The organism is Pseudomonas sp. NFACC45, from assembly GCF_900113505.1.
GTDB classification, from domain to species: Bacteria; Pseudomonadota; Gammaproteobacteria; order Pseudomonadales; family Pseudomonadaceae; genus Aquipseudomonas; species Aquipseudomonas tehranensis.
The window spans coordinates 245,592-261,536 of record NZ_FOPO01000009.1; the positions used below are offsets into that span (position 1 = coordinate 245,592).

16 protein-coding genes and 1 tRNA gene are annotated in these 15,945 nt (G+C 60.2%); 6 read left to right on the forward strand and 11 right to left on the reverse strand.

Features of this window, described 5'->3' with window-relative positions; genetic code table 11:
* Positions 1-7 precede the first annotated feature (7 nt).
* The 5 genes from BM132_RS18260 (at position 8) to BM132_RS18280 (ending at position 4,765) form a co-directional block, all read left to right on the forward strand.
* A complete protein-coding gene (locus BM132_RS18260; protein WP_092457517.1) occupies positions 8-928 on the forward strand; it encodes a copper resistance protein B in 921 nt (306 codons plus the stop codon).
* A 59-nt stretch (positions 929-987) separates the two neighbouring features.
* Positions 988-1,374, forward strand: a complete 387-nt coding sequence (gene copC / locus BM132_RS18265; protein ID WP_092393261.1) for a copper homeostasis periplasmic binding protein CopC — start codon at positions 988-990, stop codon at positions 1,372-1,374.
* 1 nt (position 1,375) lies between these two features.
* The gene (gene copD / locus BM132_RS18270) at positions 1,376-2,305 is read left to right on the forward strand and encodes a copper homeostasis membrane protein CopD (RefSeq protein WP_256244280.1); all 930 of its coding nucleotides are present in this window, start codon (positions 1,376-1,378) and stop codon (positions 2,303-2,305) included.
* Between the two features lie 248 nt (positions 2,306-2,553).
* Positions 2,554-3,741, forward strand: coding sequence for a cyanate transporter (locus tag BM132_RS18275; protein ID WP_092457520.1), 1,188 nt, complete (start codon positions 2,554-2,556; stop codon positions 3,739-3,741).
* 112 nt (positions 3,742-3,853) lie between these two features.
* Positions 3,854-4,765, forward strand: a complete 912-nt coding sequence (locus BM132_RS18280; RefSeq protein ID WP_092393267.1) for a DMT family transporter — start codon at positions 3,854-3,856, stop codon at positions 4,763-4,765.
* Positions 4,766-4,771: 6 nt separating this feature from the next.
* Here BM132_RS18280 and BM132_RS18285 read toward each other — a convergent pair whose 3' ends face one another.
* From BM132_RS18285 to BM132_RS18310, 6 genes are read right to left on the reverse strand one after another with little or no spacing between them, the layout of a single operon-like run.
* Positions 4,772-6,193, reverse strand: coding sequence for an amidase (locus tag BM132_RS18285; protein ID WP_092457523.1), 1,422 nt, complete (start codon positions 6,191-6,193; stop codon positions 4,772-4,774).
* Positions 6,190-7,530 (reverse strand): aspartate aminotransferase family protein, encoded by a 1,341-nt coding sequence (locus BM132_RS18290; RefSeq protein WP_092457526.1) that lies wholly within the window; start codon positions 7,528-7,530, stop codon positions 6,190-6,192. The genes BM132_RS18285 and BM132_RS18290 overlap by 4 nt, the downstream gene beginning before the upstream one ends.
* Positions 7,508-8,635, reverse strand: a complete 1,128-nt coding sequence (locus BM132_RS18295; RefSeq protein WP_092457529.1) for an aminotransferase class III-fold pyridoxal phosphate-dependent enzyme — start codon at positions 8,633-8,635, stop codon at positions 7,508-7,510. Before BM132_RS18295 ends, BM132_RS18290 begins: the two co-directional genes overlap by 23 nt.
* A gap of 8 nt (positions 8,636-8,643) precedes the next feature.
* Positions 8,644-9,525, reverse strand: coding sequence for a TauD/TfdA family dioxygenase (locus BM132_RS18300; RefSeq protein ID WP_092393279.1), 882 nt, complete (start codon positions 9,523-9,525; stop codon positions 8,644-8,646).
* Positions 9,500-11,065, reverse strand: a complete 1,566-nt coding sequence (locus tag BM132_RS18305; RefSeq protein ID WP_092457532.1) for an AMP-binding protein — start codon at positions 11,063-11,065, stop codon at positions 9,500-9,502. Before BM132_RS18305 ends, BM132_RS18300 begins: the two co-directional genes overlap by 26 nt.
* Positions 11,062-11,679, reverse strand: a complete 618-nt coding sequence (locus BM132_RS18310; protein WP_092393285.1) for a thermostable hemolysin — start codon at positions 11,677-11,679, stop codon at positions 11,062-11,064. The genes BM132_RS18305 and BM132_RS18310 overlap by 4 nt, the downstream gene beginning before the upstream one ends.
* A 171-nt stretch (positions 11,680-11,850) precedes the next feature.
* On the opposite strand from BM132_RS18310, the gene BM132_RS18315 reads away from it, so the two are divergent.
* On the forward strand, positions 11,851-12,786 hold the full coding sequence (locus BM132_RS18315; protein WP_092457535.1) for a LysR family transcriptional regulator: 936 nt from the start codon (positions 11,851-11,853) through the stop codon (positions 12,784-12,786).
* A gap of 126 nt (positions 12,787-12,912) precedes the next feature.
* Here the strand turns inward: BM132_RS18315 and BM132_RS18320 are convergent.
* The 5 genes from BM132_RS18320 to pal all read right to left on the reverse strand — a co-directional run bounded on the left by BM132_RS18320 (position 12,913) and on the right by pal (position 15,894).
* Positions 12,913-12,988 (reverse strand) — tRNA-Lys (locus tag BM132_RS18320).
* A 63-nt stretch (positions 12,989-13,051) separates the two neighbouring features.
* On the reverse strand, positions 13,052-13,726 hold the full coding sequence (gene queC, locus BM132_RS18325) for a 7-cyano-7-deazaguanine synthase QueC (RefSeq protein WP_171061329.1): 675 nt from the start codon (positions 13,724-13,726) through the stop codon (positions 13,052-13,054).
* Between the two features lie 19 nt (positions 13,727-13,745).
* On the reverse strand, positions 13,746-14,393 hold the full coding sequence (gene queE, locus BM132_RS18330; protein ID WP_047227061.1) for a 7-carboxy-7-deazaguanine synthase QueE: 648 nt from the start codon (positions 14,391-14,393) through the stop codon (positions 13,746-13,748).
* Positions 14,394-14,559: 166 nt separating this feature from the next.
* On the reverse strand, positions 14,560-15,390 hold the full coding sequence (gene ybgF / locus BM132_RS18335; RefSeq protein WP_092393291.1) for a tol-pal system protein YbgF: 831 nt from the start codon (positions 15,388-15,390) through the stop codon (positions 14,560-14,562).
* A 6-nt stretch (positions 15,391-15,396) separates the two neighbouring features.
* Positions 15,397-15,894, reverse strand: coding sequence for a peptidoglycan-associated lipoprotein Pal (gene pal / locus BM132_RS18340; protein WP_003205029.1), 498 nt, complete (start codon positions 15,892-15,894; stop codon positions 15,397-15,399).
* Positions 15,895-15,945: the final 51 nt, after the last annotated feature.

Below are 15,945 nucleotides of genomic sequence, written 5' to 3' on the forward strand. Positions count from 1 at the left end.
GCCGACCATGACCACTGTTTTTCACTACCCCTTGGCACTTCTTGCCAGCCTCACCCTCGGCGCCACTGGCTCGGCCTGGGCCGCGAGCGATGACATGCAAGGCATGGATCACAGTCAGATGCAGGGGATGGACCATAGCCAGATGCAAGGCATGGACTCAATGCAGAGTATGGAACCGATGCAGGGTATGGAACCGATGCAATCGGCCCCGACCAGCAGCCGCACGCCGATCCCCGAACTGACCGCTGCCGACCGCGCCGCCGTCTACGAAGACCATGGCGGTCACGCGGTGCACGACAGCGCGATCAACTCATTGTTGCTCATCGACCAACTTGAATGGCAGGACGCCGATGATGGCAGCGCCCTGAGCTGGGACGCCTCGGGCTGGATCGGCGGCGACATCGATCGCTTGTGGCTGCGCTCCGAAGGCGAACGCACCAACGGCAAGACCGAGCACGCCGAGCTCCAGGCCCTGTGGGGGCACGCGGTCAGCCCCTGGTGGGACGTGGTCGCCGGCGTGCGCCAGGATTTCAAGCCGGGCGCCCCGCAAACCTGGGCCGCGTTCGGTGTACAGGGCATGGCGCTGTATAACTTCGAAGCCGAGGCCACCGCGTTCATCGGTGAAGGCGGTCAGAGTGCGATGCGCCTGGAAGGCGACTACGACATCCTGCTGACCAATCGTCTGATCCTGCAACCCACCGCCGAAGCCAACTTCTACGGCAAGAACGATCCTGATCGAGGGATCGGCTCCGGGCTGTCGGACACTGAGGTGGGTGTGCGGCTGCGCTACGAAATCCGCCGCGAGTTCGCTCCGTACATTGGCGTCACCTGGAACCGCGTCTACGGCAACACCGCCGACTACGCCCGGGAAGAAGGCGAAGACCGCAGCGAGGCACGCCTGGTGCTGGGCGTGCGCATGTGGTTCTGAGAGTGTCTGTCATCGCAATCAACCAAAAAACTAGAAACCTGAGCTGTAGGAGTCCTTGCATGTCCTTTATCAGAACCGCTGTAGTCACCGTCGCATTGTCCACAGGCCTGTTGATCAGTGGCTTGGCCCAAGCGCACCCAAAGCTGCTTTCCTCCACGCCCGCCGAGGGCGCTGAAGGTGCGGCGCCGGCAAAAATCGAACTGCATTTTTCCGAAAACCTGATGAGCAAATTCTCCGGTGCCAAGCTGGTCATGACCGGGATGCCCGGCATGTCGGCGCACTCGCCGATGCCCATGAAGGCCAAGGTCTCCGGCAGCGATGATCCCAAAACCATGATCATTACCCCGAACGCTCCGCTCACCACCGGCACCTACCAGGTCCAGTGGCGCGCGGTGTCGTCCGATACTCACCCGATCACTGGCAATGTCACGTTCAAGGTGAAGTGACTTGGGCACATCAATCAACATCGACCTGCTCAACATTGTTCTGCGCTTAGCCCTGTATCTGGATTTGATGTTGTTGTTCGGCCTGGCGGCTTTCGGCCTGTATAGCTTGCGCGGCCCAGAGCGGACCTCGGGCGTGGTGCTGCATTTCAGGGCACTTCTACTGACCACGGCGCTGTTCGGCGTGCTGTTGTCCGTGGCCGCCATGCTGTGCATGGCCTGGGCCATGAGCGGCGTCAGCGACTGGAGCGAGTTGCTGCCGCACATTGGAATGATGGTGTTGGAAACCGACGTGGGTTTGAGTTGGAGCGTTCGGATCGCGGCGCTGTCGCTGGCGGCGATAGCGGTGGCCCTGAACCACCGCTCACCAGCCGCCAGCTTGTGGCTGATCACCCTGAGCGGCGCCGTGGCCCTTGCGACACTGGCCTGGGCCGGGCATGGCGCCATGGACGAGGGCGTGCGTCGTAACTGGCACTTCATCACCGATTTTCTGCACCTGTGGGCGGCAGGCGGATGGGTGGGCGCCCTGGCGGCGTTTGCCCTGCTGCTTCGCCAGGCTGAACAGCGGCTGCCGGTCCTGGCGCGAACCCTGACCGGGTTTGAAACCGCCGGGGCGGTGATTGTGCTGGTGATCAGTGTGACAGGGGTGGTGAACTATCTGTTCATCGTCGGTCCTCGCGTCGACGGGCTGCTGGATAGCACCTATGGTCAATTGCTGACGCTGAAAGTCGTATTGTTCGCGGCGATGCTGGTGTTCGCCGCGCTGAACCGTTTTCATCTGAGCCCGTTGCTGGAACAGGCTCGGCAGACCGGGGAGCACAGCGTTGCGGTCAATGCCCTGCGGCGCAGCATGGCTCTGGAGTTGTCCGTGGCGGTAGCAATACTGGCGTTGGTGGCATGGCTCGGGACGTTGAGTCCGCAGATGGACTCCTGACAGGCTACCAGGGATTTCCAATCAACCCGCAGCCCTGTGGGAGCGGGCTTGCTCGCGAAGAGGCCTTCACATCCAATATGGAGGCAAGCTGATCCACCGCCATCGCGAGCAAGCTTTGCTCCCCCAGAGGTTCACTCACCAGACCGGTTCGTGAACCACCTGATTTTTAAATACCCCCCACCAGATTTCAGTTTGCCCCGTCCCGCATATCCCAGCCTAAATGGAGCTTTATCCAGCAAGGCTCTGTTATGGAAAACGTTCGAACTTCAAGCACCCACGCCGCCTGGCTGATGGTCAGCGTGGTGTTGGTGGCACTGAACCTGCGCCCCTCTATGGCGGCGGTCGGGCCGTTGTTATCAGCCATTCGCGGCGAGGTGCCACTGAGTTTCAGCACCGCTTCGTTACTGACCATGTTGCCGGTCATGGCCATGGGGCTGGCGATGTTTTTGGGCATGCGCATTGCCCTGCGCATCGGTGAACACCGCACCATTGTGCTGTCGCTGCTGATCATCGGCATCGCCACGGCGTCGCGCCTGTACCTGGACAGCGCCGCCGAGCTGATTATCAGCGCGGTGCTGGCGGGGATCGGTATCGCCCTGATCCAGGCCGTGATGCCGGCACTGATCAAATCGCGCTTCGCCGACAATGTCTCGTTGTTCATGGGCCTGTACGTCACGTCCATCATGGGCGGCGCGGCGATTGCGGCGTCGTTTTCACCGTTCGTCCTGGCGCAGACCGGCAGTTGGCGTATCGGCCTGGCGATCTGGGCACTGCTGGCGCTGATCGCCCTGGGCTGCTGGTACGCCCAGCGCGCGGCCGTCACGCCCTTGCCCGCAGCCCCGGCGCAGCGCCAGGAATCGTTTTTCAGCAACTCGCGGGCCTGGTTGCTGGCGATCTTCTTCGGCCTCGGCACCGCCTCCTACACCTGCGTGCTGGCGTGGCTGGCGCCGTATTACGTGGAAAAAGGCTGGAGCGAACAGCACGCCGGCCTGCTGCTGGGGTTCCTCACCGCGATGGAAGTGTTGTCCGGCCTCGTCACCCCGGCGATTGCCAACCGCAGCCAGGATAAGCGCCTGGTCCTGGCCGTTTTGCTGGCCCTGATCATCGCGGGTTTCTGCGGCCTGATCCTCAGCCCGGACCGCTTCAGCCTGTTGTGGCCTTGCCTGCTGGGGCTGGGCATTGGCGGCCTGTTCCCGATGAGCCTGATCGTGTCCCTCGATCACTTGGACAACCCGCGTCGGGCCGGTGGCCTGACAGCATTCGTGCAAGGCATCGGCTACCTGATCGCCGGGCTCTCGCCGCTGATTGCCGGGATGATCCGCGATCAGTTGGGCAGCTTCGAATGGGCCTGGTGGTCGCTCACGGCGGTCATGGCGCTGATGATCGTGATGGTCCTGCGCTTCAATCCCAAACACTACGCGCGACATATCAGCTAGCGGCGTCATAGGGCTGCAGTTGACTGCGGCCCTGTTTTTCACACTCACCATGCCGGCCGGCCGATGTGTCCCTCATGACGTTCCGGTATTTGAAAGCAGGAATAGAACCTTGATGAAAAACGTCGGTTTCGCAGCCGCTCACTGGGGCATGCTCATCTGGGCGATACTGATCGCAGCGTCGTTTTTTGCTGCGGCGCAGGTCAGTCAGTCAATCGATCCAATCCTGCTCACCGGGTTGCGACTGCTGTTTTCAGCACTGATGTTCCTGCCGCTGCTGCTCCTGAAAACCACAACGCCTGTCTCCGGCAGAGGCCTGCTGGCCCATGCCGTACTTGGCCTGTTGCTGGCGACGTATTTTGGTTCGTTGTTCGAAGCGTTGCGCTACACCTCGGCGGTCAACACCGCGACGCTGTATACGCTGGTGCCGTTGATGACCTTGTTGTTCGAGGTGTTCCTGCTGCCCAACCCAAGCCTCAAGACCCGCCTGCTGCCGATGTCGACCGCAGCAATCGGCGCGGTGTTGCTGACCCTCAAAGGGTCGGCGCCGGGACAATTGCCGGCGCTCTATCCCGTGCTGGTTTTTGGTGCCGGTTGCCTGGCGATGGCGCTGTACTCCCCCCTCAGCCAACGGTTCAAGGCCCGCGCGCTGAAAGGCCGCGATCCGGTGACGATGACGTTCTGGAACATGCTGTTCGGGGCGCTGTTTCTGCTGGTGTTTTGCCTGTTCAGCGGCGGCTGGCGTAGCGCTCTGCAGCTGTCGACGCTGGACATCGGCTGGCTGATGTACCTGGCCGTGTTCGGCACCCTCGCCACTTTCTGGCTGTTGCACCGGGCCATTGGGGTGATCGCGCCGTCCACGGTGGTTTCCTATGTCTACCTCAGCACCCTATTCGTGACCGTGCTGCACTGGTTCTGGCTCAGGCAGCAACCGCTGATGATCGAAATCCTCGGTGCTGTCCTGGTGGGTATCGGCATGCTGGCACTGGTGGTCAGCAGCCGTAACGCCAGAACCGTCACGGCTTGAGGGCGGTCAATACGTCGATGCTGGACGGGGCGTAACCGGACGCCAGCGCTCCAGCTCACGCTCCAGGAAAGCAGCCACCGCCAACAACCGTTCTTCCTGCCAATGAGGCCCGACAATCTGGATGCCGATGGGCATCCCGGTAGCCGGGTCCGTTCCGGCGCGGATCACTACTGCCGGGGAACCGCTGAGGCTGAACGGGAACACGAAGGCATACTGGTCGCGATCCTTCAGGGACTCTCCGTGACGGAATGCGACGTCCGGAAATACCGGACAGATGAACAGGTCGTGCTGCTTGAAGAACTTCGCCAACTCATAGCGAAACGTATCGATCATGATCCAGTCGCGTTTGACTTCATCCACGGTCAACTCCACCGCCTCGCTCATGTCCAGCAATTGAGCGATGGCCGGGGTAAAACGTCGCTTGTTCATGGACTCGAACAATTGCCGCCAACCGCGACCGGCGTCAGCGCCGGTGATGAACACCCGCCACAGCACATCACAGGCCTCATCGAGCAGCGGCGGCGCGACCGTGCTCACCTCGGCCACCACCGGGCCCAGGCACCGTTCGACGTGCTGCAATACCTGGCTCACCGCCGCGCTGACCGGCGGACGGCTCGGCGCCGAGAACAGCGCCACCCGCAGGTTGGCCAGCGGCTCGCTGGCGGTGAACGGTACATCGACGGTGTCCGGATCCTGCCCGTCGGCACCGCTGATCAATTGGCCGAGCAGCGCCAGGTCATCGACATAGCGGCCCATCACGCCAAAGGCCGAGGTCATGTGGAACAGCCCGGAACGGTCATTGGGAAACTGGCCGGTCAGCGGCACCCGCCCCTGGGTCAGTTTCAAGCCGCAGATGCCATTGAAGTGCGCCGGTATCCGCACACTGCCACAGGCATCGGACGCCAGCCCGGCCGGCGAACACCCGGCAGCGATTGCCGCTGCCTCACCGCCGCTGCTGCCACCGGCGGAGCGTTGCAGGTCGTGGGGGTTCAGGGTCCGGCCGTAGACCAGGTTTTCGGTTTCGAAGGCCATGCACAGCTCAGGCACATTGCTGATGCCCAGGATGATCGCCCCGGCCTGTCGAAGCCGGGCAACGGCCGTTGCGTCCTGCTCACTGGGTTCGCCCAACAGCTCCCCCAACCCGCGGGACATCTTGAAACCACGCACATGCAGGACATCCTTGATGGTGATGGGAATGCCATGCAGCGGGCCACTGATTTGGCCAACGCGCGCCATCTCGTCAGCCTCGCGAGCCTGGCGCCGCAGTTCCTCGACTGGCGCCAACTGGATCAGTGCATTGATGTGCCGGTTACGCTCAGCGATGCGTTGCAGGTAAAACTCCAGCAACGTGACACTGGTCAGCACACCGCGTCGCAGCAGACCGGCCATTTCCCGCAGGGTCAGCGTATCGGGGTTGAACGTGTTCATGACGGCTCCTTGCTGCGCAGCCACTTGTTGGGCAACAGATACATGTTGCGCACCACCAGGGAAAACGCTTTCACCGCCAGCGCCGGGCGCCGATCGATGGCTTGCAGGGACTCCTCGATCATCGCCAGGACATGCTGCAAGGCTTCGGGCGTGATATTCAGCGGCGGATAGAAACGCAACACCGGGCGTTCGGCCTTTTCATTCATGGAATGCCCGGCGTGGACGCCACGCTTGCCCAGCTCCATGCTCATCAAGGCCTCATAGACCGAACCACGCAGGCGCAACCCCGTCATCAGGCCGACGCCCGGCACATCCTCGACGATGTGCGGATAACGCAAGGCCAGTCGTTGCAGACCGTGGCGCAGCAACCCACCGTTGACCCGCGACAGCTCCACCAGGTTGTGTTGCTCGATGTAATCGATGGCCGCCAGCGCCGAGGCGCAGGCTAGCGGATGCCCGCCATTGGTTCGCCTGTCGGGCTCGATTTCGCTGAGTGGATACTGGGTGGCCAGGCGCCGGCTGTACAGGGCGCAGGCGAACGACGTGTAGCCGCCGGTCAGGCCCTTGGAGAGGATCATGATGTCAGGCACCACGTCGTCATACTGCACGGCGAACCATTTTCCGCAGCGCCCGAAACCGGTCTGGATTTCATCCGCCACCAGCAGCGTGCCCGTGGCGTCGCACAAGGCTCGAAGGTTGGCCATGTAGCCCACCGGGGGCACCTGTAGATGAGCGCCACCCAGAATCGGCTCGACGTACACCGCACAGACACCCTCGCCCACGGCCTTTTGCAGGGCGGCGAAATCGCCATAGGGGACACAGGTCACTTCGGGGCAAGCGATGCCATAACTGCTGTGGTGCTGTTGCTGGCCCAGAATGCTCATCGCCGCCAAAGTCTTGCCATGATAAGAGCCGCTCATCACGACGATCCTGCGTCGCTGGGGCTGGACCCGCAGCACATAACGCAGGCTTTGCTCGACGGCCTCGGCGCCCGAGACCATGAATTGCACGTCGCCCCATTCTCCTGGCACCAATTGGCAAAGCCGCTCGGACAGCTTGTCTTGAAGCGGATGGCGCCGGCCTTCCGGGACCCAGGCCAGCTGATTCAATTGCGTCTGTACCCGTTCACGCACCGTCGGGTTGCGATGCCCGACGATAAACACCCCGTAGCTGCACGCGCAGTCAATGAAGCGCTTGCCAGTGTGATCGGTAACATGAATGCCATCGGTCTGCTGTTCAACGCTGGTCTTGCCCAGGCGATACAGCTTGGCTGCCGATGCGCTCCAGTGCCGCTGGCAATCATCCAGCAGTTGTTCATGCGGCCTGAGTAAGGACATGGCTTAGCGTCTCCTTGATGAGGTGGGCGGCACGTTGAATCTGTTCGGGGCGTGCAGTGATCGGGCAGCGCAAGATCAATTCGCGGCCTCGGGGTGGGCTGACATAAACGCCTTGTTGGTAAAGCGCTTCGCACAGCAGGGACGGTTGCAGGTCACCGGCCAGCGGCAGGCTGACCCAGCCGCCCACTTCTACGGCACCGAATGGCGCCAGGGTTTGCGCCAATCGCTGACCGTTCTCCAGACAATGCCGAGACGAATCGTGGACCTGCACGTAATCCAGGGCCGCCAGGGCCGCGACACACGCCATCGGATTACCGGCGGTGGTGCTGCCGTGTTTGGCCGGACTACTGCGCCCATAGACCTGCCAAGCCATGCGCTCGCTGCAGGTATAGGTGCCGATGGGGACCGCGCTGCCTCCCAGTGGCCCCCCAAGCACGACAATGTCCGGGACAGGACGATAACGCTGAAAACCGAACAGCGAACCCAGGCTACCGAGGCAACTGTGGGTGTCGACCGCGATGACCGGCGCGCAAGCCTGTGCTGCGCGGGCATGCAATTGCTCGAGCAATGCAGCATCGAGCAGTTGCAATCGGCCGTTGGCATCCACGCGGGTGTTGCTGTGGCACACCGCGAAACAATCGCTCCAGTCCACCGTGTCCAGGTCAGCCAGTTGCCGAATTGCCACTCGCTTGAACCCTAGAAAACTCTGTACGGCCAGATCATCTTGCGCGGCGCTGAGGCAACGTCCATAGGTCAACGCGCCATAATCACCACCCTGGATGAACACGATGGTGTTGCCCTTGGGCTTGAGGCCTTTGCACAACTTCAATGCGCCCTCGAACGCCTCATCCCCGGAACTGCACACATAAGAGCTGACGAGCGGCGCGGGCAGCAGCTCGGCCAGGCGTCGGCACAAAGCAATCAGCGGTTCGGACATCAATACCCGGTTGGATAAGCCCATGATGTCCGCTTGGCGGCTGACCGCCTCGATCACCGGCGGCACCTGGAAACCGAACCCGCCGCTCAGGTCGATAATCTGCCGGCCATCGCCGTCGAGGTAGGTCTCGTACTGTCCGCTGATGATGTATTTGTTGTTGTTCTTCATGATGAGTCTCAGCGATAGCTCAAGGCGTTGAAGATGCGTCGACGTTCATCGACGATGGTTTCCCGACCGTGCATGACCCGACGGTTGTCGATCATCACCACGTCGTGATCGCGCCAACCCACCGGGCAGGTGTACTGGGCGGACACTTCGGCAATTTCCAGCAGAAACCCGGCGGGGATCGGCTGCCCGCCCACGGTGTCGATCACCGGAGCTTCGTAGTTGAAGGAAGGTCCCAGAATGCTGTTGGCAAACGCCGGCCGCTGGCTGAACGCCGACGTGAGGATCGCCGAGGTGCTGAAGGCGTAGTGAATGGAGTCGTCGGCGGGGTTGAAGGAAATGACCGTCTGCGGGTCCTCCCCGATGATTTGCCACAGGTCCTCGATTTCGACGGCCGCCGGGTCCGACAACGCTGGCGAATAGTGGCAAACCAGGCGACGCCACTTTTCCCCCGCAACGGTACGGCTGTAGCGGATAGGGTTTTCTTCAAAAAAACTGCGGCAGGCTGGGGACAGTTTCGCCAACACCTTCTCACCGTCACACAACGTGGTTTGCGACCCCTTGCGTGGTGCTTCCTGGCAATAGAACCAGGTCATGTCCGGCCAGAACGGTGAGTTACCGTTTTCGCAGTGCAGGCCAACCGCCTGATGTCCCGCGTCCACCAACTGTGCCGCGCCGCCCACCATGACGCGGGCCGGATCCAGGCTCAGCCGCGAACTGTTTTGCTTGACGTAGGCGCTGAAATCTTCGGCGCTGTGGATACAGTTACGAAACAGCACGACCCCGTAGTGGCCGAGCAGCTCATATAGCTCGCTCTTGCCCAGGCTGGCGAAGTGGTGCGGCTCGACGATGGAGATGTCCGCGGTTTCAAAGTGAAAGGCAGGTGTGGTCATTGGATGCAGTCCCTTGCAGAGTGGAAAAAACAGTGGCGATGTCGGCGCGTTTTGGCCGGCCAGTAACGGTGTAAAGCTGCTCGATCAACGGGTCGTCCTGGGTCAACAACCAGAGTCGGCTGGGTCTTTCGATGTCGGAAAAACGCCGGGCGGACCAGGCCACCAGCTCATCGCGCGCGGGGGCCGACTCGACACACAGCAACGCCACCAAGCCGTGGCGTTCATCGAAAAACACCGCCGCATCGTTGACGCCGGGGTATTTGCGATACTCCAGCTCAACCTGTTCGGGGCTGACGTTGCGCCCGTTGGGCAGGCAGATCACGTTCTTCTTGCGCCCGTGCACGTAGAGGTAGCCATCGTCGTCCAGCATTCCCAGGTCTCCGGTGTCCATCCAGCCATCGGCGGACATGGAGCAGGCGCTGGGGTCTGTGCCGGAATAGCCGCTGAACAGTGAGCTGCTCTTGACCTCAATGGTCTGGTCGGCGCCGATGCGCACCTGGACATGAGGCAAGGGTTTGCCCACGCTGCCCAGACGCTGCTGTTCGAAGGTGTTCATGCTGACCACCGAGGCGTTCTCGGACAGGCCGTAGCCTTGGTACACAGCAATGCCCCGTTCTTCCAATCCGCGCAGCACATCGATGCTGACCGCTGCACCGCCGCAGGTAATATGCGCACCCGATTGGAGATAGCGCGCCAGTCGCTCGCCCTGCTCGCCTCCCTCGTCCATTTGTTCCAGGAAGCGATTGACCATCACCGGCGGCACCGTCAGGGCCGTTGGCTGGACCTGCAGGATCCACTCGACCAGACGCTGTGGCGAAGCCCCAGGCTCGCCGAGCAATGCTTCGTTCGGTGGCAAGAAATGCACGGTTCCGCCCGCCAGCAACGGCAGATAGGCGGCAGTCACCTGTTCGAGCAGCAAACTCAAGGGCACCAGCGACAGGTAACGGCGATGAGCATCGGCGGGCATACGTTGACGCAGCGATGCCAGCACGGCGCCGACCGCCTGGGTACTCAACTGGACGCCCTTCGGCCGACTGGTCGTGCCCGAGGTGTGAATGATTTTGCAGATCCAGTCTTCATCACCGTCGGGCGTATGCAACAAAGGCTGTTCGATGACCGGCTCGCTGATGTGGCGCAAACGGCTTTCAGGGAAATTCAACTTCCAACGCTGCGCCAGTGTCCGCTGCCCGGCGGCATCCACTACAAACCCGTCGCAACGCTCGGCCAGATGCTCCGCCTGAGCCTGGCTGAAAGCCAATGGCAACGGTAACGCGGTAATCCCGGCAAACAGGCAAGCAAGATCGGCCACCAGCCAGTCGCTGCTGTTACGCGTGGCAATTCCCAAAACCACATGATCGCCATGGGCCGGGCTGGGAAAACGCCGTTGCAGTTCGGCGGCCAGATTGAGGGCACGATGCTCCAGCTCGCCATAGGTCAACGCCACCGGCTCGCCGCCCGACGCCGACCAGTCCACCGCGCAGACAGCCTGGCGATTGTCTTGCAACGCGCTTTTCAAGTGATGGATAAATCCGCCGCTCATGGCTGCGCCCTCGCCAGTGAATCGCCAGGCAGTTGGGTGAACGAGGTGTTGAGCGTCATGGCCGCGAAACGCGAGCGCTGCGGGTCTACCCGGATGAACCCGGTGACCGGCAATTTGGAGTAATAAGTCCCCCAGTTCTTGCCCCCCTCCTCGCCCAGGCGCGCAGGGTCTGCTGTCAGCAACGGCTCGAAATCGATCTGGCAACTTTCCATCATTTGCCGAACGCGGGGCGTCACCGTACACAACAAGTAATGCCCACCCATGCACCAAGACAACAGGGGAATCATGTTGACCAGAATCATGCCGGCCGTCAGGTGATGGGAGATCAGGTTGCCGATCTCGACAATGTTTGAGCGGTCGATCGTTTTCTCCAGGCGCTGGGACAAAATCACTTCTATCGGTTGCGCCAGGTATTGCTCGGAAAACAGTGTGCGGTGGTCCGCGAATGTAATACCGGCACAGGCAAGAATACGGTCTGACGGATCCTGGGTGACCGCAAAGTATTGTGGATTCGGCTCAACCGAAGCCGAATAAGAACGGCGAAATTTCTCTTTCACTACTTCAGTGGCTTGCACCCATAACGCTGTCTTAGTTTCTGCGACGCGAATTTGCATATCGTCCTCCTCCGTCCTTGTGCAGGATTTCTATAAAAAGCGAGGCGAGCATATTTAAGAAAATTCCCACAAGCCATTTAAAAAATAAATGCCTTCCGCTAATATATAAATAAACCCCTTTGTCATAAAAACAAGGGACGCTAGCTGATGGATTGCGCCGAGAAGGATCTTATGCTCAATAGTAATTTGCTTAGAAAGCTGGACATGCAGGACCTGATGGTGTTTGTCGCGGTGTACGAGCAAAGCAGCGTCACCGAGGTGTCCGAGACCCTTTGTGTGAGCCAGTCAACCGTGAGCTACTGCTTGAAAAAGCTGCGCACAAGTTTCGAAGATGAACTGTTCATCAATACCCGTAGTGGCATGCGGCCAACAAATAAAGCCACGGCCATGTACAGCCACGTACTCAATATTCTCAAAACCATCAATATATGCCATTCCGGCATTCAAACATTCGACCCGACCCAGAAAGAAATAACATTCAATATTTGCGCCCCGGAGTATTTCGAACTTCTCATACTCCCCCAATTAGTCAAACGATTCATTGGTAGCCGCTTCCCCGTCATCGTTAACATCACGAAATTCCACAAAGACATTCCGGTGGATGAATTGATGGACGGTCGATTCGATCTGGTTGTTTGTTTCGGCCCCAACTTTCATCGCGGCGCGAAGGGATTGCGCTCGCAAGTATTACTGGAAGATGAACTGGTTTGCGTGGTCGATAAAGACTTTTCACTGCCCAGGGAGGAATTTGATCTGGAGGCATTCGTCGCCTGCCAGCATGTTTTTCCGACGCCCTGGACCTCCGACACCAACATGGTGGACGGCTGGCTCGCCCGGCAAGGCTACAGCCGACAGATTGTCGCCCGGGCCAACAGCTACGTGGCAGCACTGAATATGATTCCGGGGACCGACTTCATCCTGACCCTGCCTCGGCGTATCCAGGCGCTGACCTGCGATGAAGGCAAATACAGCCAGCGCAGACCGCCAGCGGGCTTACCGAACTTTACGCTGGAAATGATGTGGAGCGAGAAACCCGGCCAGGACAACGCCAACATCTGGTTTCGCGAACAGATCGTGAAGGTATGCGCCGAGGACGGCCTGCTTTAACAAGCCCAGGGAACCACTCGGATCATCGGGTGGTTCCGATGGTCGAGCTGCGATTTTCTACAGGCAAAAAAAAATCCGGAAATCCTCACTTTCGTGGGCCTTCCAGACTTTTAAAACTGCAAAAAATGGTGGGTCGTGTGGGATTCGAACCTACGACCAATTGGTTAAAAGCCAACTGCTCTACCAACTGAGCTAACGACCCGCTGTGTGGTGGCGCGTATAATACTGATTTCTAAGGACTATTCAACACCTAATTTGAAATAAATCAAAAATAAGGGGTTGGATCGCTCACACCCGCCGCTGCGAAGCCTTCCGCACGCAGGCGGCAGCTGTCGCATTTACCGCAAGCACGCCCCTGATCATCAGCCTGATAGCAGGAAACGGTGAGCCCGTAGTCCACGCCAAGCTTCACCCCAGCCCGGACGATGTCGGCCTTGCTGAGATTCTGCAGTGGCGCCTGAATACGGAAGCCCTGCCCTTCTACACCGGCCTTGGTCGCCAGGTTGGCCATACGCTCGAACGCCTCGACGAACTCCGGGCGGCAGTCCGGGTAGCCGGAATAATCCACAGCGTTGACGCCGATGAAGATGTCACGGGCGCCCAGCACCTCAGCCCAGCCCAGGGCCAGGGACAGGAACACGGTATTGCGTGCCGGCACATAGGTCACCGGAATACCTTCGCTGGGAGTTTCAGGCACGTCGATGGAGCTGTCGGTCAAAGCCGAGCCACCGATGCCGTTGAGGTTCAGTCCGATCACCTTGTGTTCGACGACGCCCAGGTCCCTGGCCACCCGCTCGGCGGCGTGCAGTTCAGCGCGGTGGCGCTGGCCGTAATCGAAACTCATGGTGTAGCAGCGGTAGCCCTCGGCACGCGCCATGGCCACGACCGTCGCGGAATCCAGGCCGCCGGACAACAGGATGACCGCACGTTTTTCTGCAATGTTCGAGTGTTCAGTCATATCAGCGCCCCGGCTCGTCGTTCCAAAGATATTTATGCAGCTGCAATTGCAGGCGCACCGGCAAATTGTCCGCCACCACCCAGTCCGCCAGCTCCCGGGCGTTCAGGTCATGATGACTCGGCGAAAACAACACTTCGCCAGCCCGTTGGTCGAGCCCGTACTGAATCAGTTTGGACACGGCCCAGTCATAATCTTCCCGCGAACAGATGACGAACTTGACCTGATCGTTGGGCGTCAGCAGTTCGATGTTCTCATAGCGATTGCGATGGGCTTCCTTGGACCCTGGGGTCTTCAGATCGACGACGCGGCTGACTCGCGGATCAACAGGGGCGATATCCAAGGCGCCGCTGGTTTCCAGCGAGACCTCGTAACCGGCATCGCACAATCGCTTGAGCAAGGGGATGGCGTTGGGTTGCGCCAGTGGCTCGCCGCCCGTAACGCAGACGTAGCGCGGGCGAAAACCGGCCACCTGCTCAAGGATGTCGTCGAGGCTTCGCAGGGTGCCGCCACTGAAGGCGTAGGCACTGTCGCAGTATTGGCAACGCAATGGGCAACCGGTGAGGCGCACAAATACTGTGGGCAGCCCGGCCGTTCGCGTTTCACCCTGCAACGAGTAAAAAACTTCGGTAATTCTCAATGTGTCTTGCATAGTCGCCACGGGCGTAACAGCTAAACAGGCTGTCCGCCTCCGTCAGGCACTTCCAGCAACCCCGCCAACGCGCAGATCCCAAGAAGCGTGTTTCATAAAAAGGGCGTGAATTCTAACGAAAAAACCCGCGACAAGCGCGGGTTTCTTCGAAACGGATCAAACAGCCTCACATACGCTGCAAGTCACGCTGAGCCAATTGGGCGGCGGATGTCCCCGGGTACTGGGCCACCACCTGTTGCAGAATGCCTTTGACCTTATCGGTGTGACCGAGGCGGCGCTCCACGTCAGCGAGCTTGTACAGCGAATCCGGCACCTTGGCGTGCTTGGGATACAACTGCGAAACCTTGGCAAATGCCTCGCCGGCACCTTGCAGGTCGCCCTTGGCCAGGTTCACTTCGCCGAGCCAATATTGGGCGTTGCCCGCATACTGGCTGTTGGGGTATTTGCGCAGGAAAGCGGCAAAGGCCAGGCTGGCCTTGTCGAAATCCTTGGCCTTGATCAGATCGAAGGCAGCATCGTAATAGAGCTTTTCCTTCGCCGGATCAGCCGGCTCACCACCGGCTGCAGGTGCCGGAGCAGCTGCTCCCGCGCCTGCGGCTGCGCCAGGGGCGTTTGAGTCGCCACCGGCTGGAGAATTCTCAGGAGTCGCGGCAGGTGCAACACCGGTTCCTATGCGCCGATCAAGATCCTGGTATCGCTCCAGGTTTTCCTGCTTCATGCGCGAAATTTCATTTTGCAGAACCTCTATCGCGCCTTGCTGGCGTGAAATCTGGTCTTGCATTTGCTGCAGTTGATCGAACAGCTGGCCCTGTGCCGAGACAGGGGCCGAAACCCCTCCCCCGGCATAGGCGCCGCTCGTACCGTAACCTGCAGGCGGATAATTGCTTGCGCTATTGTTATAGCCGGAATCATTATCGACCACGGGAACCGCAGCCCACACCGCAAGCGGCGCGAGGCTGAGAGCCAGAACAGTTACAGCACGGCGGCACGTTCGCATGACGAATTACTTACGCAGTTCGACGCGACGGTTTTGAGCCCAGGACTGCTCGTCGTTGCCGGTAGCAACTGGACGCTCTTCGCCGTAGGAAACCAGTTCCAGCTGAGCTGGGGAAACACCTTGCAGTACCAGGTAGCGCTGAACGGCTTTCGCACGACGCTCGCCCAGTGCCATGTTGTACTCACGAGTACCACGTTCGTCGGTGTTGCCTTCCAGAACAACGCGAGCGCCGTTCGACTTCAGGTCTTTGGCGTGAACGTCCAGAGCGCGCATGGCTTCTGGCTTCAGGTCCGAGCTGTCGTATTCGAAGTAGAAGGTGGTGATTGCGCGCAGAGCAGCTTCTTCGCTCAGGGAGCCATCAACTGCACCAGTGTTAGCGCCGTAACCAGCGTTTGGATCAACAGCGCCTTCACCGGCGTTGTCGCCGCCTTTGGACGAGCAACCTACAGCTACAGCCATGGCCAGAGCCAGCGCAGCAAATTTACCAAACTTCAGCATTTCCATCGTGAAACTCCTAATGAACCCCAGTGTGTTAAGTAAAACGTATTGCGCCGC